Consider the following 20,582-nt stretch of genomic DNA (forward strand, 5'->3'; position numbering starts at 1 on the left):
AGGTCCTTCGCTGCCGCCTGCGCCATGGCCTCTCGGCCAAGCATGTTGACGCGCCAGAGAAGTCCGGCAGGGGACTGCGCAAGGACGCGCAGCGGCTACTCCCCAAGTGACGGCGCGGGCACTAGTCCGCAACGGACCACTCTGCAAGGCGCTTCACGCGCGTCATCACTGGACCGCCCGCGTAATTGCTGTATTCAACAATGCATAGCACCAATGATCCGACCCGGCTGCGGGAGGCGGTGCGCCCTGAACGGTGGAAACGACTTTGACCAGAAGAGCGACCCTTGCCCTGAGCGCGGCCTGCGCCGGGCTGGCATTCTCCACGCCCGCGATGGCGAAACAGGGGCCGCTTGCGGAGGCCTTGGGCGCGCCGGACGATCTTGCGATCAGCGCTACTGTCCGCGCGCGGGTCGAGGGGATCGACGGGCAGTTCCGCCCGAGCCCTGCCTCAGCGGACGCGATGTTCTCGCTCCGCACAACGGTGGCGGTGGAATACGATGCTGGCCCGGTTCGCTTCGGCGGCGAACTTTGGGATGCGCGCGCCTATGGCGAGGGGCCGAATTCCAGCATTACGACATCGGACGTCAACACCGTAGAGCTCGTGCAGGCCTTTGCGAAGATCGAGTTGGGGGATTGGCGCAAGGGCGCAAAGGGCGGGAAAGGCCTGCTGACTTTAGGCCGCCAGACCATGGACATCGGCTCGCGCCGTCTGGTTGCCCGCAACCGGTTTCGCCAGACCACCAACGGCTTCACCGGCGCTGACCTCGAATGGACAACGCACGGCGGCACGCGGCTGCAGGCGTTCTGGACAATGCCGCAGATCCGCAGGCCCGACGATTTACCGAGCCTCAGGGACAACGCGGTCAAGTTCGATCTCGAGACAACGCGGGTGCAGTTCTTCGGCGTGCATGCCACTCTGCCGCATGTGCTCGGCGGCGTGCTGGAGACCTATGGCTACCGGCTGGCCGAGCAGGACGGCGACAACCGGCCGACGCGCAACCGCCGGTTGTGGACTTTGGGCGCGCGGGCCTTCGCGCGGCCGGCGACGGGCAAATGGGACCACGACGTCGAGGGCGCCTGGCAGTTCGGCACGGCGCGGCGCAGCGCAGGCGCGGCCGATGTGACCGACCTCGATGTCTCCGCCTGGTTCCTCCACGCCGAGGCCGGCTACACCCTGAAAGGCGGATGGAAGCCGCGTGTGGCGGCGCTGTTCGATACGGCGAGCGGGGATGGCGGCAGGGCCGGGCACTACGGGCGCTTCGACACGCTCTACGGCGCCCGCCGCTTCGATTTCGGGCCGACCGCGCTTTATGGCGCCTTGCAGCGGACCAACATCATCTCACCGGGTGTGCGACTGGAAGCGGTGCCGGACAAGCGCACCGATGTGATGGTCTCGTACCGCGCGATGTGGCTGGAGAACCCGCGTGACAGCTTTGCGACCACAGGCGTGCGCGATGCGAGGGGCGCATCGGGACGCTTTGCCGGACATCAGGCCGAAGCGCGGCTGCGGCACTGGCTGGTGCCCGAGGTGCTGCAGGCAGAGACCGGCGGCGCGGTGCTGTTCAAGCAGGGCTTCCTGCGCAATGCGCCCAATGCGCCGACCAGCGGCGACAGTATCTACGGCTACTTCGACCTGACACTGACGCTTTGACCACGCTCGGCGAGGCGAGCAAGGATCGCGTGCTTCTCGGCTGCTTTGGCGGTGGGCCAGGCCATGATCTCCTCGATCGTGCGCGCGCACCCGCGGCACAGGCGGGGAAGCGGATCGAGCGTACAAGTGCCAGTGCAGGGGCTGACCGGCTCGCCGCTCATCGCTTCTCGGCGGCCAGACGGCTCATCAGCAGTGCGGCGCGCTTGGCCTGCAGATTGAGGCTGGAGAGGTCCACCGTCTCGTTGGGCGTGTGGTCGCCCCTGCTGGCCGGGCCCAGGCCGACGAGGCCGGGCACATCGGCGGCGACGAAGCTGATATCGCCCGCGCCGCGCTTGAGCGGATCGAGCGGCGGCATCGCGGGCAGGCCGAGCGCGGCGTTCACGTCGTTGAGCCGGGCCAGCAGCGCGCGGTTGGCATCGGTCGGCGCCATCGGCGGGTAACCGTCCTCGAACGTGATCCTGGCCGTAGCACCGGGGAAAGCGCGCGCGACGATGGCCGCCATCTTTTCCTGCGCGCGGGTGTTCTGTTCGGGCGAAAGCGTGCGCAAGTCGCCGCGCGCGATGGCCTTGGCCGGGATGATGTTGGTCTTGCCGGTCGCGCTGGCGTGCGCCTGGTCGGCGGCCAGCGCGGCTTCGGCCCCGCCCGCGATCATGCCAACGTTGAGCGTCAGATTGGGTTCGGGCACTTCGGCGCGGATCGCCGCCAGCATGCGCGACAAGGCGTAGATCGCGCCATCGCCATCGGCGCCGAACACGCCGCTCGAATGGCCGGACTTCGCGGTGACCTCGATCGTCCAGCTATATGCCGAGCGGCGGGCGATCGAGCCCATGTCGATCAGCTTGCCGTCCGGCCCCACATCGCGGGCGAGGCCCTCGAAATCGAGCGCGATGTCTGCCTTCTTGCCTTCGGCGATAAGGTCGGCGCGGGCGGCGGACTGCGGGTCGCCGGCGTCTTCCTCGTCGCCCGTCAGGTACGCAACCACGTTGGCGTTCCTGAGCGTGCCGGCCGCTGCCATTGCCCGCAATGCGGCGAGCATGGCGACCACGCCGCCCTTGTCGTCGGCAACACCGGGGCCGGTGGCAAATGCGCCATTGCGGGTGAACTTCTGGAACGGCGAATCCGCTTCGAACACCGTATCGAGGTGACCGATCAGCAGAAGGCGTTTTGTGCCCGGCTTACCGCTATGCGTGGCGACAAGGTGCCCCGCGCGGCCCGTCTGCTCCATCGGCAGCCACTTCACCGTGAAGCCCAGCGCCTCGAATTCGGGACGCAGCATGTCTGCCACAGCCTTGACCCCGGCGAGATTGCGCGAGCCAGAGTTCTGGTTCACCAGCTTTTCGAGCAAGGCGAGATCGCGAGGTTCGTTCGCTTCGACCGCCGCGACCATGCGCTTTTCCGGCGTGGTGAGCGCGGGCGCGGCAAGTGCGCTGGCAGGAAGCAGAAGCGAGGCGGCGAGGAACGCAGAGGCGAGGCGGTTTTGCATCGGGAGGTGATAGAACCACAGCCCCTTGCTTGGGAAGCCCGCTGGCACTTCGCGTAATTTCCTTGCTTTCACGCGCAATTGCATATAGGCGCACTTTCAGCAGGACTGGCGAGCGGACGTTCCGCCGCAGGCCCGGGCTAGCGTGAGGTTGCGCCGTTCAGGGCGTGAACCCGCCCCGGTCGAACAGCTGCTTCGCTTGGCTTCCCCTTCACGCATGGGTCGCATGGACGACCCTTTGCCTGCGCGCCGCATGAAGCCGCGCGCGCCATTCAACGATTGGATTCCCATGTCTTATTTCAGCGATCTCGGCCTTGCCGAGCCGATCCTCCACGCGCTTGCCAGCAAGGGCTACACCGACCCGACGCCGATCCAGCGCCAGTCCATCCCCGCGCTGCTTGAGGGGCGCGACCTTCTTGGCATCGCGCAGACCGGCACAGGCAAGACCGCAGCCTTCGCGCTGCCTTCGCTCCACCGCCTCGCCGCCAATCCGCAGCCGCGCAAGCCCGCCTCGTGCCGCATGCTGGTGCTTTCGCCGACGCGTGAACTCGCCGCGCAGATCGCCGAGAACATCGCCGCCTATGCCAAGAACCTGCGCCTGACGGTCGATTGCGTGTTCGGCGGCGTGCCGGTGGGCAAGCAGGCCCGCCGCCTCGTGCCGGGCTGCGACATCCTCGTCGCCACGCCGGGCCGCCTGCTCGACCTGATCGACCAGCGCGCGCTCACGCTGGGCCGGGTCGAGATCTTCGTGCTCGACGAAGCCGACCAGATGATGGACCTCGGCTTCATCCATGCGCTCAAGCGCGTGGCCAACCTCTTGCCCAAGCAGCGCCAGAGCCTGTTCTTCTCGGCGACGATGCCCAAGGCGATTGCCGATCTCGGCAAGCAATTCATCAACAACCCAGTACGCGTCGAAGTGACCCCGCAGGCGACGACCGCCGAGCGTGTCGAGCAGTATGTCACCTTCGTCAACCAGGCCGAAAAGCAGGCGCTCCTCACGCTGCGCATCCGCGCGCTGCTGGCGGACAAGACGCTCGACCGCGCGCTGGTGTTCACCCGCACCAAGCACGGCGCGGACCGCGTGGTGCGTCACCTCTCCGCTGCCTCGATCAGCGCCCGCGCGATCCATGGCAACAAGAGCCAGGCGCAACGCACCGCCGCGCTGGATGCGTTCCGGCAGGGCTCGTGCCCGATCCTCGTCGCCACCGACATCGCCGCGCGCGGGATCGACGTGAGCGGGGTGAGCCACGTGTTCAACTTCGAGCTGCCCAACGTGGCGGAGCAGTACGTCCACCGCATCGGCCGCACCGCGCGTGCGGGCGCGGATGGCGAGGCGATCAGCTTCTGCGCGCCGGACGAGAAGCCCTACCTGCGCGATATCGAGAAGCTCACGCAGGTGAAGCTCACCCCGCTGCCGCTGCCCGAGGGCTTCCAGGCCGAAGCCGCGAAGCTTCCCGCCGTCAGCCGCAAGCCCGACGAAGCCGAGCGCCACGCACGGCGCGACGAGCGCGATCAGCGCGGGCGCTTCGGCGATCGCGGTGCGCCGCGTGGGGAGCGTCGTCGCGACGACCGTTCGCCGGGTGGCCGCGCGCAGGGCCGTGATGGCCGCCCGCGCGACGCCAATCCTGCTCGCGCGAACAATGATCGCGGCCCGGTCGGCAATCCCGTCCGCGCCGAGCGCACCGAAGCACCGCAGGGCGAGCGGCGCGAAGGCCAGAAGAAGCCGTTTCGTCCGCAGGGACCGGGACGCGGTCCCGGCGGCAACGGGGGCATGGGCCAGCACCGCACCAAGGTCCGCCGCGTCGTCTGACCGGCGTGCGGCGCCTGTGGACTGACCCAACGGCCGTCTGTCCACTGGCGCACCGCCTTGGCATAGAGAGCGCCGTGTTCCTGACTTCCTCTCCCCACGCTACCGGAGCGATCCCCGCATGAGCGAGCTGTGGCTGACCGCAGCGATCATGACGGTGATCGTCGCCGCGCGCTATCTCGCGGTAAGCGGGCTCTTCGCTTGGCTGACCAAGCTGGTGCGCCCCGGCCATTACGATGGCCTTGACCGCCAGATGCGCAGCGAGATCGCCTGGAGCCTCGCTTCCGCCGCGATCTATGGTGTGCCGGCGGGCATCATCGCCTGGGGCTGGCAGCACCATGGCTGGACGCGGGTCTACACCGATGTGAACGCCTGGCCGCTGTGGTGGTTGCCGCTCTCGCTGTTGGTCTACCTCGCGCTCCACGATACGTGGTTCTACTGGACGCACCGGCTGATGCACCGCCCCCGCGTGTTCCGCGCGGTGCATGCGATCCACCATGCCAGCCGCCCGCCTACAGCTTGGGCAGCGATGAATTTCCATCCCGTGGAGGCCGCGATTGTCGGCCTGTTCATTCCCGCGCTGGTCTTCTTGGTGCCGATCCACGCCGGCGTGCTGGGGCTCGTATTGATGGTGATGACCGTGATGGGAGTCACAAATCATATGGGTTGGGAAATGTTTCCCAAGGCACTTGTTCACTCAACTGTAGGGCAATGGGTGATAACAGCGAGTCATCACCATCGTCATCACGAGCTCTATCGATGCAATTACGGCCTTTATTTCCGGTTCTGGGATCACGTCTGCGGGACCGACAAGGGTCTGTCCGCGCCATGATGCGCAAGGGACTTCCGCTTGGCGTGGCGGTGATCGCTGCACCGGCTGCGATGGCGGCTATGCCGTTGCCGCAGATTCTGGGCGCAGCGAATGCGTCCGAAGCAAGCTCGATCCTCGTCGAGATCGACGGGCTGCGTTCGAATCGCGGGCAGATCATGGCCTGCATGACCGCCAATCCCAAAACCTTCCCCGATTGCCAGAAGGACCCGCACGCGCGGCACCTCACCGTACCGGCGGCGAACGGAGAGACCGTAGAGTTCCGGGACGTGCCGCAGGGCCGCTATGCCATTGCGCTGTTCCATGACGAGAATGGCAATGGCCGGATGGACAAGATGATGATGCTCCCGCGCGAAGGTTTCGGCTTCTCGCGCGATGCGCCGCTGCAATTCGGCCCACCCCGATTCGGCGCGGCGTCGTTCCAGGTCGGTCCGGCGCAGCTGAAGACCGCAATCAAGGTTCGCTATATCCTGTAACATTTGCTTGCGCGGCGGCGCGGCATCGGGAATGGGCTGAAAGCCTCATGCTTTGTCGGAGAAGTGTGTGCCTGATGCCCTGACCGGAGCGCAGCCGCTGCGCTCGCTGCTCTACATGCCGGCGAGCAACCGCCGCGCTGTCGACAAGGCACGCGCGCTGCCGTGCGATGCCGTCGCGCTCGATCTCGAAGATGCTGTCGCGCCCGAGATGAAGGACGAGGCCCGCGCCGCGCTGGTCGAGGAACTGACCGCAGGCGGCTTCGGACACCGGCAGATGATCGCGCGGATCAATCCGCTGGGTTCGCCTTGGGGCAAGGCCGATCTGGCGGCGCTCGCCCAGACACCGCTCCACGCCGTGCTGGCGCCGAAGGTGGATGATGCCGCCGACGTCGTCGCGCTGTCGGTCGCGATGGACGGCGCAGGCTATGATCCTGCCGTGCAGCTATGGGTGATGATCGAGACGCCGCAGGCCGTGCTTGCGCTGGAGCGGATTGCGCAGTCGGCGCGGATTTCGCGACTGGCGGGCTTCGTGCTGGGGCTCAACGATCTCGCCAAGGAAACGGGCATGGCGCAAATGCCGGGCCGCACCGGATTCGTGCCGGTGATGGTGCAGGCGCTGATGGCGGCGCGGGCATATGGCCTCGTCCTGCTCGACGGTGTCTGCAACGCGATCGACGATCCTGCGCGGCTCGAAGCGGAATGTACGCAGGCGCGCGAACTGGGGTTCGATGGCAAGACGCTGATCCATCCCTCGCAAGTCGAAACCGCCAATCGCGTCTTCGCGCCGGGCGAGACGGAAGTCGCCGAGGCACGAGCCATCGTGGCGGCGTTTGCCGACCCGGCGAACGCGGGCAAGGGCGCGCTCAAGGTCGGCGGCAAGATGGCAGAGCTGCTCCACCGCGACATGGCGGTGAAGCTGCTGGCCAAGGCGGCGGCCATCGCCGCACGCTGACTCCCTTATCGAACGATTGCGCGCAGAGACGCGGCGCAACTTAAACACATCTTTACCATGTTGCGCCATGACCGGTCCCATCGCACGACCACGGGGACTGGTTCATGGATACGTATCGCGGCATTTCCACGGAAGGTCGGGAGGGGCAGGAGCCCCTCGACTATGCCGCCGACTATACCGGTTACGAGGAATCAATCGACGAGCGGGGTGCTGTCGCGCCGCCGCCGCCGCCCATCGGGCAGGACGAGCGCCGCATGCAGGTGCGCGCCTACAATTTCTGGGCGAGCCTGCTCGATCAGGGCCAGTTTCCGCCGGTGCAGACGCTGCTTGACGGGCAGATGCCCGATTTTGCCGACCATTCGGTGCTGCTGCACTTCGACAATGGCATCGAGGACCCGGCCATCCCGTTCCTTGGTCAGGTGCTCGCCGATGAATGCGAAGCCGGCAGCCCGCTTCGCCGCCTGAGCGACATTCCCGGCCGCTCGCTGCTCTCGCGCATCACCGACCACTACCTGCAGATCATCGCCAATCAGGCACCGATCGGATTCGAGGCCGAATTCGTCAACCAGCGCGGCAAGACGATCCTCTACCGCGGCATCCTGCTGCCGTTCTCGACCGACAACGAGACGATCGACTACCTCTACGGGGTCATCAACTGGAAGGAACTGGCCGACCAGCAGACCACCGATGCCCTGCTGCTCGAAGTCGACCAGGCGCTCGACCAGCGCCCGAGCAGCGCGACGCTGGCCCCGCGCCGTGCGTCCGCCGTACCGCTGGGCGGCTGGGCGGATGGCCCCGATGCAGACAGCCACCCGCTCGATCTTGCCGAAATCGGGGCCGAGATCATCCCGGAAGAGGCCGCTCTGCCCGGAGATGCTTACGGGCTCGAAGACCCTGTCCCTGCCTGCCTTGCCGACTGGCTCGCTTCCGCTCGCGACCTGGCGCACATCGCCCATGCCAGCGAGGACCGCACCCGCGGCGCGCTCTATGCTGCCATTGGCCGGGCTTGGGATTTCGCGCTTGCTGCCGAGGATGCGCCCGAGGACTATGCCGAGATGCTTTCGGACGCCGGCCTGACCATGCAGGCCCGCGCGCCGTTGACACCGCTCGTCAAGCTGGTGTTCGGCGCGGACTACGACAAGACGCGCATTGCCGAATACACCACCGCGTTGACCCACGCGCAGCGCCTGGCGCTGGGCATTGGCGAACTCGGGGCCTACCTCGCATCGGCCCCCGGCGGGCTGAAGGGCGTCGTCGCGCTGGAACGCAAGCTGCGCCGCGAGGAGACCGGCAAGACCGCGCCGAAGCCGCGCGCGCCGTTGATCGAGGGGTTGCGCGCGCTCGATCACAAGCCGCTCTATGCGCTGGAGCCGGAAGGCGCGGAATTTGCACTCGTCATGGTGCGCCGCCTCGCCAGCGGCCCCGCCGTGCTGCTGGGCGAGATCGCCGACGACCAGCCGATGCTGGAACGTGCGGCGCGCCGTCTGCTGGGCTGAAGGGCCGCTTCCCCGCCACTGCAAAACCGTCTAGCCATGCACCATGGCTGACGCTTCGATCCTTCACGGCACGACCCGCAAACCGCGCCGCCGCTGGCTGACATGGACCCTGGCTGTGCTGGCGCTGCTCGGCGTGGGCGGTTTTTTCCTCTATCAGCAGGCACTTGCGACCGAGGCGGTGGCCATGCTCGATGGCGCCGACCGGTTGCTGCACGGCGGCGACGGCGCGATCCGCGAAGTGGCAGCCGTGCGCTATGGCAGCGATCCGGCGCAGAAGCTGGAGATGTTTCCCCCCGCCGATGCCGAGACCGCGATGTGGCCACTGCCCATCGTGGTGTTCATCCACGGCGGCGGCTGGCGTTCGGGCGATCCGCATGACTACCGCTTCATCGCCCGGGCGCTCGCGCCGCAGGGCTATGCCGTGGTGCTGGCGGGCTACCGGCTCTATCCCAAGGCGCAGTATCCGGGGATGCTGGAGGACGGCGCTGCGGCGCTGCGGTGGGTGGCCGATCATGCCGGAAAGCTCGGCGGCGATCCGCAGCGCGTGGTGCTGATGGGCCATTCCGCCGGCGCCTACAACGCCGTCATGCTCGGGCTCGACCAGCGCTGGCTGGCGGCGCAGGGCCTTTCCGCCAACGCCTTGCGCGGGGTGGTCGGTCTGGCAGGCCCCTATGATTTCTACCCGTTCGAGAGCGAGGCGACCCGGCTGAGCTTCGGCAAGGCGCCGAATCCCGAGGAGACCCAGCCGGTGGTCCACGCCCGCGCCGGTGGGCCGCCGCTGCTGCTCGTCCACGGCATCGCCGATACCCGCGTGCGACCGCGCAATTCAGTCGAGCTTGCCCGCACGATGACCCGCGCTGGAGCGCCGACCCGCGCCGTGCTGCTGGACGGCGTGACGCATGAAGGCCTCATCATGATGTTCGCACGGCCCTTCTCGCGCGATTCGCGGGCCTTCGATGCCGTGCTGCCGTTCCTCGCCAAGGTGACCGCTTCACCGGCGGTTCAGGCGAGCGGCAGATAAGCTCCGGCCACCGTGACCCGATCCTTACCTCGCCGCATCGGACAAGCCGTCGCAGCCGGCATCGCGCTGTTCCTCGCGCCCACGCCAGCCTCAGCGCAATCGGTCTTGCGCGATGCGGAGACTGAAGCCTTCTTTCAGGACATGGCCGCGCCGATCGTCGCAGCCGCCGGGTTCAACCCGCGCGCGATCGATCTGGTGCTGCTCAACGACCCTTCGATCAACGCCTTCGTGGCGGGCGGGCAGGCGGTTTACATCCACTCCGGCCTGATCAGCGCGGCGGACAACGCGCAGGAAGTCCAGGGCGTGTTCGCGCACGAACTGGGCCATATCACCGGCGGACACGTGATCCGCGGTGACGAGGGCGGCAAGCCCGCCACCGGGATCACGCTGCTCAGCCTGCTGCTGGGCGCCGCAGCGGCAGCGGCGGGTTCGGGCGATGCGGGTATCGGCATTCTGATGGCCGGGCAGCAGGCCGCGCTCGGCAAGTACCTCGCCTTCAGCCGCGCGCAGGAATCCTCGGCGGATGCCGCCAGCGTCGGCTTCCTGTCGAAGGCGGGCATCTCGGGCAAGGGCTCGATCGACTTCTTCAAGAAGCTGCAGAACCTCGAGTTCCGCTATGGCTTCAAGCGCAATGCGGACGCCGAGTTCTATTCCACCCACCCGCTGACCGCGGATCGCCTCACCACGCTGCAGGATTCGTTCTCGCAGGACCCGTCGTGGAACAAGCCGGGCGATGCGGCGCTGCAGGCGCGGTTCCTGCGGGTGAAGGCCAAGCTTGTCGGCTATCTCGCCGAGCCTTCCGCCACGCTTGCCGCCTATCCCGATTGGATGCAGGACGCGCCCGCACACCTCGCGCGCGCCTATGCCTACCACAAGGAAGCGCTCATGGACAAAGCGCTGGCCGAGACCGACGCGCTGCTCAAGCTCGATCCGAACGATCCCTATGCGCTTGAACTCAAGGGGCAGGTCCTGCTCGAATCGGGCAAGCCGGCCGATGCCATCGCCCCGCTACGCCGCGCGACCGAACTCACCCGCAACGCCCCGCTCATCGCCACCACGCTCGGCCATGCGCTGCTGGCGACCGAGAACAAGGCAAATTTTCCCGAGGCCGAGCGCGTGCTGAAGACCGCCGTGGGGCGCGACCGCGACAATCCCTTCGCGTGGTATCAACTCGGCGTCGTCTACGAAGCGCAGGGTGATATTCCGCGCGCACGGCTCGCCAGTGCGGAACAGCAGCTCGGCCAGTTGCAGCTGCCTGAAGCGCTGCGCAGCGCCGAGGCGGCCGAAGCCGCGCTGCCAAAGGGCTCGCCCGATTGGCTGCGTGCGCAAGACATCGCAATGTCGGCGCGCGCGATGATTGAGCGGACGCGCAAGTCGCGGTAGGCGCAGCAGGCGGCCCGTCAGGAGTTCAAGGCATGCGTTTCAGTCCGTTTCTTGCTCTGGCGCTGGTGGTCGGCGCAGCCGGTGCTGCCGGGGGCTGGTGGGCCATGCATGGCCGTGCCAGCGAGGAACAGCAAGCCGCCGCCGCTGACGCCAAGCTCGACGGCCAGCTCGCCGAAGCGGGAATTGACGCGCGCAAACGCGGCGCGATCGAGGCACTGGTGCGCAGCTACATCCTCGAACATCCCGAAATCCTGCCGGAAGCGATGGACAAGCTGCAGGCGCGCGAGACCGAAGCGCGGCTGGCCCCCTTGCGCGGCGCCCTTGAGACGCCCTTCCCCGGCGCCATTCTGGGCAACCCGCGAGGCAAGGTAACGCTGGTAGAATTCACCGACTTTTCCTGTACTTATTGCCGCAGCAGCGTCGCCGATGTCGAAGCGCTGGTGAAGGACAATCCGGACCTGCGCGTGGTGATCCGCGAGCTTCCGATCATCGGGCCCGAGAGCGAGCCCGCCGCCCGCATGGGCCTCGCCGCCGCCGCACAGGGCAAGTACGCCGCCTTCCACAAGGCCATGTTCTCTGGCGAACGACCAAACAGCACCAGCATCGCTGCCGCCGCGAATGCAGCGGGGGTCGATGCTGCTTCCGCCACGGCCTTCACCCAGCAGCCCAGCGTGAAGCAGGAACTGGAGCGCAATATCGGCTTCGCGCGCCAGCTCGGCATCAACGGCACTCCGGCGTGGAGCGTGGGCGGCAAGCTGCTCAGCGGGGCGGTCGGGCGAGAAGCGCTGCAGGCGGCGGTCAACGCAGCCCGCAAAGGCTGATGTTGGCGCGGCTGGCGTTTGCTGTGGCCGCACTGGCACTGGGGACCCCGGCGTCCGCGCAGCCGGTCGACGATCTCCAGCAGGACGATGCGCAGGTCCAGACGATCGGCTGGCGACTGAGCCACGCCAATGCGGGTTTCTGCGCGCGGGCCGCACCGGGGATTGGCCTGCTGCTCGGCGACGCCCAGACATTCGCCGATCCTGAATTGGCGCGCGCTGCTTACGGCCTCTCCGGCGATATCGCGGTCGCGGCCGTTGCGGCAGGCAGTCCGGCGGAAGCGGCGGGCCTCGCAGTAAACGCAGTGGTGACCGCCGTCGATGGCGTGCCAGTCGGACCCGCACCGCGCAAGGGCAGCTGGGACCGCGTCTGGGCGCTGCAAACACGGCTTGAACAGGCTGCGGCGCGCGCTGGCAAGGTCTCGCTGATGCTTGGCGGCGGACGGGTTGTGACCGTCATGGCCGCACCCTCTTGCGCGGTGCGCTTCATCCTCGACGACGGGAAGAACAATGCCGGCGCCACGCGCAGCCAGGTCCGTATCGGCCGCGAGGCGCTCGATCAGCTGGGCGGCGACGAGGCAATGATCGCGGCGGTGCTCGCACACGAACTGGCCCACGCTGCGCTCGATCACGAGACGCTGCTCGGCCCGGGCAAGCGCAGCACCAATGCCGTCCGCCGCACCGAGCGCGAGGCGGACCGGCTTTCGGTGTGGATCATGGCCAATGCCGGTTATCCGCCAGAAGCAGCTCTGCGCATGATCCGCCTGATCCAGCCGCGCGGCCTGCTGGTGATCCCCGGCGCCAGCCACGGCAAGGCGAGCACCCGCATGAAGGAAATGGCCGCCGAAATCGCAGTGATGCGCGCCCAGCCCGATACGAACTGGGCGCTCCGCTTCCGGCGCGAGCCTTAGGCCGGAACCTCGGTCTTCGCGGCGGTCGTTTCCATCGCGGTGATCGCCGTTTCGTTGCGCGGCCGGGCCATCACGCGGCGCACCATCGGCTCGAAGAATTCCAGCGGCAGCGTGTCGTAGTCCGGGTCGAACGCGGCCTGATCATACTTCGCGCAGAATTCCGCGCAGGCATCGAAGTACGGATTGCCGCGATGCTTCTCGCGCACATTGCGGTCGATGCCGAGGTAGTGGAAGTAGTAATACCCCTGGAACGCGCCGTGGTTGCGGCAGATCCACAGCTCTTCCTCGCTCACGAACGGCTGGAGGATCGCGGCGGCGACTTCGGGATGGTTATAGGAGCCGAGCGTGTCGCCGATGTCATGGAGCAGCGCCATCACGACATAGCTCTCTGGGCGGCCATCGCGGTGCGCGCGGGTGGCGGTCTGCAGGCTGTGGGTCAGGCGGTCGATCGGGAAGCCCCCGAAATCGCCGTCGAGCAGCTTCAGGTGCGCAAGCACGCGGTCCGGCAGGCCGGCAGCAAAGCCGACATAGTCGCGCGCGATGATCGCCCAGTCTTCCTGCGTGCCTTCCTCCATCGAATGGAACTGCGCGCGCTCTGCGGAATCGCCGTGATGATCCATGGTTCTCTCCCTTTTGCCGGGCAGACTATCCCCTTTGCACCACCTCGAAAAGCCCGCCTGTGGCGCTGCGCGAAACTGTGGGGTACACAGCCCCCATGGCAATGAAGCTGCCGCTGCGCCCCACGCCGTTCTTCGGCAACAAGAACCGCGCCTTCTGGCGTCTGCAGATGCTCGGCTGGGGCGGCGCGATGCTGCTGCGCGCGCTCTCCAGCATCGCCAACGGGCAGCCCTGGTCATTCCTGATCATCGTGCTGATCGCCACGATCACCGGCTTCTCGATCAGCCTCATCCTCTCGGTGATCTACCGCGCGCTGATCAACCGCACCCCGCTGATCACCTGGGGGATCACCGCCGTCGTCCTCGCCATCGCCGTCGGCCTCTATGCCTTCATCGATTCATGGGTGATCAGCCTCTACCGGACCGAAGGCAATTCCGGCTTCGCGCAGCTGTTTCTCGGCGTGTTCTACCTCGATCTCACGCTGCTCGGCGCGTGGTCGGCACTTTACTACGCGATCAATTTCTATGTGCAGGTCGAAGAACAGAACGACCAGCTCATGCGGCTCGAAGCGCAAGCGACATCGGCGCAGCTCGCCATGCTGCGCTACCAGCTCAATCCGCACTTCCTGTTCAACACGCTGAACTCGATCTCCACACTGGTGCTGCTCAAGCAGACCGAACCTGCCAATGCGATGCTCAGCCGCCTCTCCTCGTTCCTGCGCTATACGCTGATCAACGAACCCACCGGGCGCGTCACCGTGGCGCAGGAAGTGGAGACGCTAAAGCTCTACCTCGACATCGAGCGGATGCGCTTCGAGGAGCGGCTCGCTACCGAATTCCGCATCGACGAGGAGGCATCGCCAGCGCTGATGCCGTCGCTGCTGCTGCAGCCTTTGGTGGAAAACGCGATCAAGTACGCCGTCAGCCCGCTCGAGGAAGGGGCAACGATCACCATAGCGGCGCAACTCGTCGGCCCGGTGCTGCGGGTCACCGTGTCCGACACCGGCCCGGGGTTGCAACCGGGCACCGACCCTTCGACATTGTTCGGCGTGACCAGTTCTCCCTCGGACTCCACGCGCGTCGGCCTCGCCAATATCCGGGACCGGCTCGCGCAGGCCTATGGCGAGAACCAGCGGTTCGAAATCGGCGAGCGGCCGGGTGGAGGCTTCATGGTGGTGATCGAGCTACCCTTCGAAGCGCGCGAGGAAGCGCCCTCCAGTCGACAGGCTGCCCCGCAACTCGCCTCTCAGCAAAGGTAGCGCATGACCATTCGCACGATCCTCGTCGATGATGAGAAGCTCGCCATTCAGGGCCTTCAGCTAAGGCTCGAGGCCTTCCCCGATGTCGAGGTGATCGACACCTGCTCCAACGGGCGCGAGGCGATCCGCAAGATCAAGACCGAGAAGCCCGATCTCGTGTTCTGCGATATCCAGATGCCGGGGTTTGACGGGTTCAGCGTGGTCAGCGGGGTGATCGAGATCGATCCGCCGCTGTTCGTCTTCGTTACCGCCTATTCCGAGCATGCGATCCGCGCCTTCGAGGCCAATGCGGTCGACTATCTCCTCAAGCCCGTCGAGCCCGCCCGCCTCGCCGACGCGCTTGACCGCGCGCGCACCCGTCTTGCCGAAAAGCGCGGGCTGGAAGAGGCCGAGAAGCTGAAAACCGTGCTCGCCGAGGTCGCGCCCGATGCGATGGAAGGCATTCCGGAGGATAGCGAGCCCGCCGTCGGGCGGTTCGAGAAGCTCATCAACATCAAGGATCGCGGCCAGATCTTCCGCGTCGATGTCGACACCATCGAGCGGATCGAGGCGGCGGGCGACTACATGTGCATCTACACCGGCGACAATTCTTTGATCCTGCGCGAAACGATGAAGGACCTCGAACGCCGCCTCGATCCGCGCGTGTTCCAGCGCGTCCACCGCTCGAAGATCGTCAACCTCGACCGCGTACGACAGGTCAAGCCGCACACCAATGGCGAATGCTTCCTCGTGCTCGACAGCGGCTCGGAAGTGAAAGTCTCCCGCTCCTACCGCGATGTGGTAGCACGCTTCGTGCATTGATGGTTGGCAGCGGGACCGGCCATGGCTAGTCCCGCTGCCATGACCGACTTCTCCATCCCCGGCTTCGATCTCGAGGCCTTTGTTGCTGCCACGCTTGCCGAGGATCTCGGGCAGGGCCTCCCCGGCGGCGGGCATGACGTGACGAGCGAAAGCGTGATCCCGGCGGACGCGCGCTTTGCCGGGGTGATGGATAGCCGCGACGCGATCACCGTCTGTGGGCTGCCGATTGCCGCCGCGTTCTTCCGTGCGCTCGATCCGACGATGGAAATCGAAGTGCTGGTTGCAGAAGGCGCGCGCGTTGAGCCCGGATCGGCACTGATGCGCCTCACCGGATCGGCCCGCGCGATGCTCACAGCGGAACGCAGCGCGCTCAACACCGTGCAGCACCTTTCGGGCGTCGCCACGCTCACGCGCCAGTATGTCGATGCAATGGGCGAGACCAGCGCAAAGCTGCTCGATACCCGCAAGACCATCCCCGGACTGCGCCATCTGGAAAAGTACGCCGTACGCACCGGCGGCGGGGTGAACCACCGCATGGGTCTGTGGGACGCGGCGATGATCAAGGACAACCACGTCCTTGTCGCAGGGGGTGTGGCCGAAGCCGTGCGCCGTGCGCTGGCCGCCGGGGTGCGCGAGGTGATCTGCGAGGTCGACCACATCGACCAGATCGAACCCGCGCTGCAGGCCGGCGCCACCCGCCTGCTGCTCGACAACATGGGGCCGGACACGCTGCGCGAGGCCGTCGCGCTGGTTGCAGGCCGGGCGCCCTGCGAGGCCTCAGGCGGTGTTCGACTGGAAACCATCGGCGCAATCGCCGCCTCGGGCGTGGACTACGTCTCGGTCGGCCGCCTGACGCAGAGCGCGCCTGCTGCCGATATCGGGCTCGACTTCACGCCGATCTGAACGCTGATCCGGTTGCCCGCTGGCCGCCACATGGTAGTCTCGCCGATGCAAAAGGGGGACACCGCTTTGAGGCCGCCATCGATCATCCGCTTCGAACAATTCTATCTGGGTGCAACCGCAATCACGGTGGTGCTTCAGATGCTCAATTTCGCCGGGCTGGTCGGGCCAGACCGCAGCGAGGCATTGGGCACTGCCGGAATGCTGATCGTTCTGGCTATGAGCTATGGCATGACGTTTCTCTTCTGGTACCTGATCGCCCGCCGCGCGAGCAATATCACGAAGTGGGTGCTGGTGGTCATCACCGTGCTCGGCGTGATCGGCACCGTACCGCTGCTGATTGCGCAGGGGCAGTCCAACCTTGGCTACTCTCTGATCGTGTCGCTGGTCTTCGTCCTGCAGCTCATCGCCATTGCGTACCTGTTCCGCCGCGATGCTGCCGAATGGCTGAAGAGCCGGGGGCAGCACGGGATAGTCGACCTGACTGCGTTCAACTGATGCGCAAGTTGGCGCTCGCAGCGCTGGGGCTTGCACTCCCGGCATCGGCGCTGGCTGAGGTTCCGCAATGCAGCATTCCGCCGCAAGTCTCCGCTCCTGCCCTGCCCGCGCCTGATGGCCCGCGCCGCGTCCTGCCTGTCGCGGGCTATACGCTCGCGCTCAGCTGGTCGCCCGAGTATTGCCGCACCCGCGCGCGCGATCCCCGCGCTGCATTCCAGTGCGGCGGCAAGCTGGGGCATTTCGGGTTCATTCTTCACGGACTCTGGCCGGAGTCTTCGCCGGGCAACTGGCCGCAGTGGTGCCCCGCCACCCCGCTCTCCGCCGAGACGGTACGCCGCAACCTCTGCATGACACCTTCGCCCGATCTCATCGCGCATGAGTGGGCCAAGCATGGCGCTTGCATGACGGCCACGCCGGACAGTTACTTCAGGTCGAGCGCCGACCTGCTGCGCAGCGTGCGCTTCCCCGACATGGTCCGCCTCTCGCACCGCCCGGGCCTCACCGCGGGCGATCTGCGCACTGCTTTCCGCGCCATTCCCGCCAGCGCGATCCGCGTGAAGGCCAATCCGCGCGGCTGGCTGGACGAAGTCCACATCTGCTACGGGAAGGACTTCAAGCCCGCTGTCTGCACAGAGCGCGGTGCTGACGACAGCACGCCGATCAAGATCTGGCGCGGCCGGTAACCGAAGTACCGGCATATCCGAATCAGTGTGAGGAGGTTCCTATGTCGCTAAGGCTCGATCACCTTACGATCCTCTCGCGCGATCCCGAGGTCAGCGCTGCGTTCTATGGCTTGTTGCTGCCCAAACTCGGCTTTGTGCAGAAGAAGCCGAGTATCTGGGCGAACGACGGCGGCCTCCACATCCAGTTCGGCGCGGCGCATCCCGAAACTCGCGACTATGAGCGCTATGGCGCGGGCCTCAACCACTTCGGCTTCACTGCACCCTCGGTGGATATGGTCGAAGCCTTGGCGGCGCAGATGGAGGCGGCAGGCCATGTCGCGCGGCTGCAGCGCTTTCCGGGCGGCACCGTGGCCGTTTTCCTGCCCGATCCCGATGGCCTGCGCGTCGAAGTCTCGTGGTATCCGCCGGGCACCCCGCCGGTCGATTGAGCCTTCAGCGCCGCGCCTTGAAAAAATCGCGCAGCAGTTCTGCCGCCTCGCTCTCGCCAATGCCGGAATAGACTTCGGGGCGGTGCAGGCAGCCGGGCGCGTCGAACACCTTCGCGCCATGCTCCACTGCCCCTCCCTTGGGATCGCTCGCGGCGTAGTAGACCCGCGCCAGCCGCGCGTGGACGATCGCACCCGCACACATGGCGCAGGGCTCCAGAGTGACCCACAAGTCGCAACCAGTCAGCCGCTCATGCCCCAGCGCAGAGGCTGCCGCACGAATCGCCATGACTTCGGCGTGGGCGGTGGGATCATGATCCTCGCGCGGCGAATTGTGGGCGGCGGCGATCACCACGCCGTCCTTGACGATCACCGCCCCGATGGGCACTTCACCCGCCTCGGCAGCGCGTGCCGCGGTTTCCAGCGCCCTACGCATGGGTTCGGGAAGAGGCCAACGGGTCATGCCATGGGGCTAGCGCGGCTGGGGCCTCGCATGCAACGTGCGAATCCTTGACTTTGCGCCCCGGATCGGCAAGAGCGCGCCCTTCCCGATCCATGATCGTTCAAATTCAAGCGAGTTTTCAGCCATGTCGCGTATCTGCGAACTGACCGGTAAGGGCCGCCAGGTCGGCCACAACGTGAGCCACGCCAACAACAAGACCAAGCGTCTGTTCCTGCCCAACCTGCAGAACGTCACGCTCATGTCGGAAAAGCTTGATCGCAGCTTCAAGTTCCGCGTCTCGACCCATGGCCTGCGCTCGGTGGAGCACAACGGCGGTCTCGACAACTGGCTGCTCAAGGCGGCTGACGCCAAGCTCAGCCCGCGCGCGCTCAAGGTGAAGCGCGAGCTGGTCAAGGCTGTCGCTGCCTGATCGACTTGCCGGGCGGCACGCTGCTGCCTGCGCTGAACGGGCCGGAGCCTAGCGGGCTTCCGGCCCGATTCGCAGCTTGAGCAGAAGTGTTCGCTGCGCCCAGACCATTTCGTTGCTGTCCGAGACCAGCCAGACCACATGGCTGCCATCGGCCTCGCGCGTCACGGTCATGCCTTCATAGTTGTCGCGGATTCGTGGATCATCGATCCGCGCGATCACGTGCGGGGTAACTTTCGCGCCCGGCCGCAATTGTTGCGGCGTGAATGCGGCGATCACCGAGCGAAAGCCGGTCAACCCGAAATGCCGTCCAAGCACCAGCAGCCGCCCGTCCGGCATCTGTGCGAGCTCGCAGGGCCGGTAACCCGGCGGCATGACCAGTTCGAACCGCGCAGGCTCTTCGTAAGGCTGCGGCGCGGCGCGAAAGATCAGGCCGGGATGGCGCGTGCGGTCAAGCCAGCCGGAATAGGTCTCGCCCACGATCAGCGTGCGCCCGTCGGCCAACCTCGCCATCGCCTCCGGCCCCTGGTTGTCCGGCCATTCGGCCAGTACCGGCAGGGGGATAGACCGGCGCCGCACCAGATCGTGGCTATAGACCTCAAGCCCCGGCAGATCTTCATACGCGACGGTCAGATCACCGCTGGCAGGGTCGACCGCAACAGCCTCGGCATCGGTCGGAAAGCGGTGCTTGCGCCAATCGAGGCGGATCAGCCGGTCGAATCGGGCAAGCCAGGGTCCGGGCCGGTCAGGCCGGGTGAACCATAGAACGTTGCCGCGGTCTCCCACGGCGACGAACCCGCTGCTCGTCTGGGCAAGGCCGGACAATGTGCCGAGCCTGCGGTGCTGCCCGACGATTTGCCATGCGCCGGCAAGCCGCAGCGCACCCATCTGCGGCAATGAACCCTGCAGCGAGGGCATCAGATCCACGAGTTGGATCGCCGGATCACGCGGGCGAGGGGGATTCAGCGCGGACAGCCAGGTCACTGGCACGAGCGCGAGGATCAGCAGGACCAATTTAAGCGCGCGCATTGCCGGCGCGCTTGCCACAGCAGGCGGCGCGTGAACAGGCTCTATCAGGCGGGCACGAACTTCAGCGCATCGCCATTGATGCAGTAGCGCTTGCCGGTCGGCGGCGGGCCATCATCGAACACGTGACCAAGGTGACCACCGCAGCGCGAGCAATGCACTTCGGTGCGGGTCATGCCGAACGAGGTGTCGGTCGATGTGCCGATGCCGCCCTTGATCGGTGTCCAGAAGCTGGGCCAGCCGGTGCCGCTGTCGAACTTGGTCGAGGAGGCGAACACTGCAGTGCCGTCCGCCGCACACACGAAGGTACCCTTGCGGTGCTCCTTGAGCAGCGCGGAAGTGAACGGCCGCTCGGTCCCCTCCTCGCGCAGGATGTAGTACTGCGCGGGGGTGAGGAGCTTGCGCCATTCCGCTTCGGTGTGGTGCAGCGGGAAGGTGCCCTTGCGGGTGGCCGCAGCGGGCGCACCGCAGGCCGCCGCTGTCATGGCGGCAGTGGCGGTGAGGAAAGCGAGGAAATTGCGACGCGAAGGTTTCATGGCGTCCGGTTCGGCGGGATGGCTCAAGGCGTTACATCCGATGCGACAGGCAGCAGATCAAGTGGGCCATTCAGGTGAGAAGGAGTCCCGCCGTGGGCCGGGGAGGGGGGCGGGGTAACCCACCGGCGGGACGCCCCTCTCCTA

The 20,582-nt window shown here is 66.7% G+C and carries 23 protein-coding genes; 17 read left to right on the forward strand and 6 right to left on the reverse strand.

The window, feature by feature from the left end:
• Positions 1-265 precede the first annotated feature (265 nt).
• On the forward strand, positions 266-1,651 hold the full coding sequence (locus tag NDB2M1_RS20755; protein ID WP_253185978.1) for an alginate export family protein: 1,386 nt from the start codon (positions 266-268) through the stop codon (positions 1,649-1,651).
• Here the strand turns inward: NDB2M1_RS20755 and NDB2M1_RS20760 are convergent.
• Together NDB2M1_RS20760 and NDB2M1_RS20765 are read right to left on the reverse strand one after the other, a co-directional pair.
• A complete protein-coding gene (locus tag NDB2M1_RS20760; protein WP_072384605.1) occupies positions 1,624-1,812 on the reverse strand; it encodes a DUF1289 domain-containing protein in 189 nt (62 codons plus the stop codon). The two genes, NDB2M1_RS20755 and NDB2M1_RS20760, sit on opposite strands and share 28 nt — an antisense overlap.
• Positions 1,809-3,134 (reverse strand): M20/M25/M40 family metallo-hydrolase, encoded by a 1,326-nt coding sequence (locus tag NDB2M1_RS20765; protein ID WP_054121503.1) that lies wholly within the window; start codon positions 3,132-3,134, stop codon positions 1,809-1,811. The genes NDB2M1_RS20760 and NDB2M1_RS20765 overlap by 4 nt, the downstream gene beginning before the upstream one ends.
• Positions 3,135-3,420: 286 nt before the next feature.
• On the opposite strand from NDB2M1_RS20765, the gene NDB2M1_RS20770 reads away from it, so the two are divergent.
• The 9 genes from NDB2M1_RS20770 (at position 3,421) to NDB2M1_RS20810 (ending at position 12,824) form a co-directional block, all read left to right on the forward strand.
• Positions 3,421-4,941, forward strand: coding sequence for a DEAD/DEAH box helicase (locus tag NDB2M1_RS20770; protein ID WP_072384719.1), 1,521 nt, complete (start codon positions 3,421-3,423; stop codon positions 4,939-4,941).
• A gap of 118 nt (positions 4,942-5,059) precedes the next feature.
• On the forward strand, positions 5,060-5,770 hold the full coding sequence (locus NDB2M1_RS20775; RefSeq protein ID WP_072384606.1) for a sterol desaturase family protein: 711 nt from the start codon (positions 5,060-5,062) through the stop codon (positions 5,768-5,770).
• Positions 5,767-6,243 (forward strand): DUF2141 domain-containing protein, encoded by a 477-nt coding sequence (locus NDB2M1_RS20780; RefSeq protein ID WP_231624942.1) that lies wholly within the window; start codon positions 5,767-5,769, stop codon positions 6,241-6,243. Before NDB2M1_RS20775 ends, NDB2M1_RS20780 begins: the two co-directional genes overlap by 4 nt.
• A gap of 67 nt (positions 6,244-6,310) precedes the next feature.
• Positions 6,311-7,195, forward strand: coding sequence for an HpcH/HpaI aldolase/citrate lyase family protein (locus NDB2M1_RS20785; protein WP_253185980.1), 885 nt, complete (start codon positions 6,311-6,313; stop codon positions 7,193-7,195).
• Positions 7,196-7,299: 104 nt separating this feature from the next.
• Positions 7,300-8,691 (forward strand): PAS domain-containing protein, encoded by a 1,392-nt coding sequence (locus NDB2M1_RS20790; RefSeq protein ID WP_143146858.1) that lies wholly within the window; start codon positions 7,300-7,302, stop codon positions 8,689-8,691.
• Between the two features lie 43 nt (positions 8,692-8,734).
• A complete protein-coding gene (locus NDB2M1_RS20795) occupies positions 8,735-9,712 on the forward strand; it encodes an alpha/beta hydrolase (protein ID WP_072384607.1) in 978 nt (325 codons plus the stop codon).
• Between the two features lie 36 nt (positions 9,713-9,748).
• On the forward strand, positions 9,749-11,095 hold the full coding sequence (locus NDB2M1_RS20800) for a M48 family metalloprotease (protein ID WP_231624949.1): 1,347 nt from the start codon (positions 9,749-9,751) through the stop codon (positions 11,093-11,095).
• 32 nt (positions 11,096-11,127) lie between these two features.
• On the forward strand, positions 11,128-11,916 hold the full coding sequence (locus NDB2M1_RS20805; RefSeq protein ID WP_072384608.1) for a DsbA family protein: 789 nt from the start codon (positions 11,128-11,130) through the stop codon (positions 11,914-11,916).
• Positions 11,916-12,824, forward strand: coding sequence for a PDZ domain-containing protein (locus NDB2M1_RS20810; protein ID WP_072384609.1), 909 nt, complete (start codon positions 11,916-11,918; stop codon positions 12,822-12,824). Before NDB2M1_RS20805 ends, NDB2M1_RS20810 begins: the two co-directional genes overlap by 1 nt.
• Here the strand turns inward: NDB2M1_RS20810 and NDB2M1_RS20815 are convergent.
• On the reverse strand, positions 12,821-13,444 hold the full coding sequence (locus NDB2M1_RS20815) for an HD domain-containing protein (protein ID WP_054121441.1): 624 nt from the start codon (positions 13,442-13,444) through the stop codon (positions 12,821-12,823). The genes NDB2M1_RS20810 and NDB2M1_RS20815 overlap by 4 nt on opposite strands.
• A gap of 95 nt (positions 13,445-13,539) precedes the next feature.
• Here NDB2M1_RS20815 and NDB2M1_RS20820 point away from each other — a divergent pair, with 95 nt between their 5' ends.
• The 6 genes from NDB2M1_RS20820 to NDB2M1_RS20845 all read left to right on the forward strand — a co-directional run bounded on the left by NDB2M1_RS20820 (position 13,540) and on the right by NDB2M1_RS20845 (position 18,010).
• Entirely contained in the window at positions 13,540-14,700 is a 1,161-nt protein-coding gene (locus NDB2M1_RS20820) for a sensor histidine kinase (RefSeq protein WP_072384723.1), read from the forward strand.
• Between the two features lie 3 nt (positions 14,701-14,703).
• Positions 14,704-15,501, forward strand: coding sequence for a LytR/AlgR family response regulator transcription factor (locus tag NDB2M1_RS20825; protein WP_072384610.1), 798 nt, complete (start codon positions 14,704-14,706; stop codon positions 15,499-15,501).
• A 39-nt stretch (positions 15,502-15,540) separates the two neighbouring features.
• Positions 15,541-16,404, forward strand: coding sequence for a carboxylating nicotinate-nucleotide diphosphorylase (gene nadC / locus NDB2M1_RS20830; protein ID WP_054121439.1), 864 nt, complete (start codon positions 15,541-15,543; stop codon positions 16,402-16,404).
• A 66-nt stretch (positions 16,405-16,470) separates the two neighbouring features.
• Positions 16,471-16,899, forward strand: a complete 429-nt coding sequence (locus NDB2M1_RS20835) for a hypothetical protein (protein WP_143146860.1) — start codon at positions 16,471-16,473, stop codon at positions 16,897-16,899.
• Positions 16,899-17,582, forward strand: a complete 684-nt coding sequence (locus tag NDB2M1_RS20840; RefSeq protein ID WP_072384612.1) for a ribonuclease T2 — start codon at positions 16,899-16,901, stop codon at positions 17,580-17,582. The genes NDB2M1_RS20835 and NDB2M1_RS20840 overlap by 1 nt, the downstream gene beginning before the upstream one ends.
• A gap of 41 nt (positions 17,583-17,623) precedes the next feature.
• Positions 17,624-18,010 carry a VOC family protein gene (locus NDB2M1_RS20845; RefSeq protein WP_072384613.1) on the forward strand — a complete coding sequence of 129 codons (387 nt, stop codon included), beginning with the start codon at positions 17,624-17,626 and terminating at the stop codon, positions 18,008-18,010.
• Positions 18,011-18,014: 4 nt separating this feature from the next.
• Here NDB2M1_RS20845 and tadA read toward each other — a convergent pair whose 3' ends face one another.
• On the reverse strand, positions 18,015-18,470 hold the full coding sequence (gene tadA / locus NDB2M1_RS20850) for a tRNA adenosine(34) deaminase TadA (RefSeq protein ID WP_072384614.1): 456 nt from the start codon (positions 18,468-18,470) through the stop codon (positions 18,015-18,017).
• A gap of 124 nt (positions 18,471-18,594) precedes the next feature.
• Between tadA and rpmB the strand changes: the two genes are divergently transcribed.
• Positions 18,595-18,879: a 50S ribosomal protein L28 gene (gene rpmB, locus NDB2M1_RS20855; protein ID WP_054121497.1), complete on the forward strand. Its 285-nt coding sequence runs from the start codon at positions 18,595-18,597 to the stop codon at positions 18,877-18,879.
• 48 nt (positions 18,880-18,927) lie between these two features.
• Here the strand turns inward: rpmB and NDB2M1_RS20860 are convergent, their stop codons facing one another.
• Positions 18,928-19,905 (reverse strand): esterase-like activity of phytase family protein, encoded by a 978-nt coding sequence (locus tag NDB2M1_RS20860; RefSeq protein ID WP_072384615.1) that lies wholly within the window; start codon positions 19,903-19,905, stop codon positions 18,928-18,930.
• A gap of 44 nt (positions 19,906-19,949) precedes the next feature.
• The gene (gene msrB, locus NDB2M1_RS20865; protein ID WP_083555008.1) at positions 19,950-20,438 is read right to left on the reverse strand and encodes a peptide-methionine (R)-S-oxide reductase MsrB; all 489 of its coding nucleotides are present in this window, start codon (positions 20,436-20,438) and stop codon (positions 19,950-19,952) included.
• Positions 20,439-20,582: the final 144 nt, after the last annotated feature.

Source organism: Novosphingobium sp. NDB2Meth1, from assembly GCF_900117425.1.
Lineage (GTDB): Bacteria > Pseudomonadota > Alphaproteobacteria > Sphingomonadales > Sphingomonadaceae > Novosphingobium.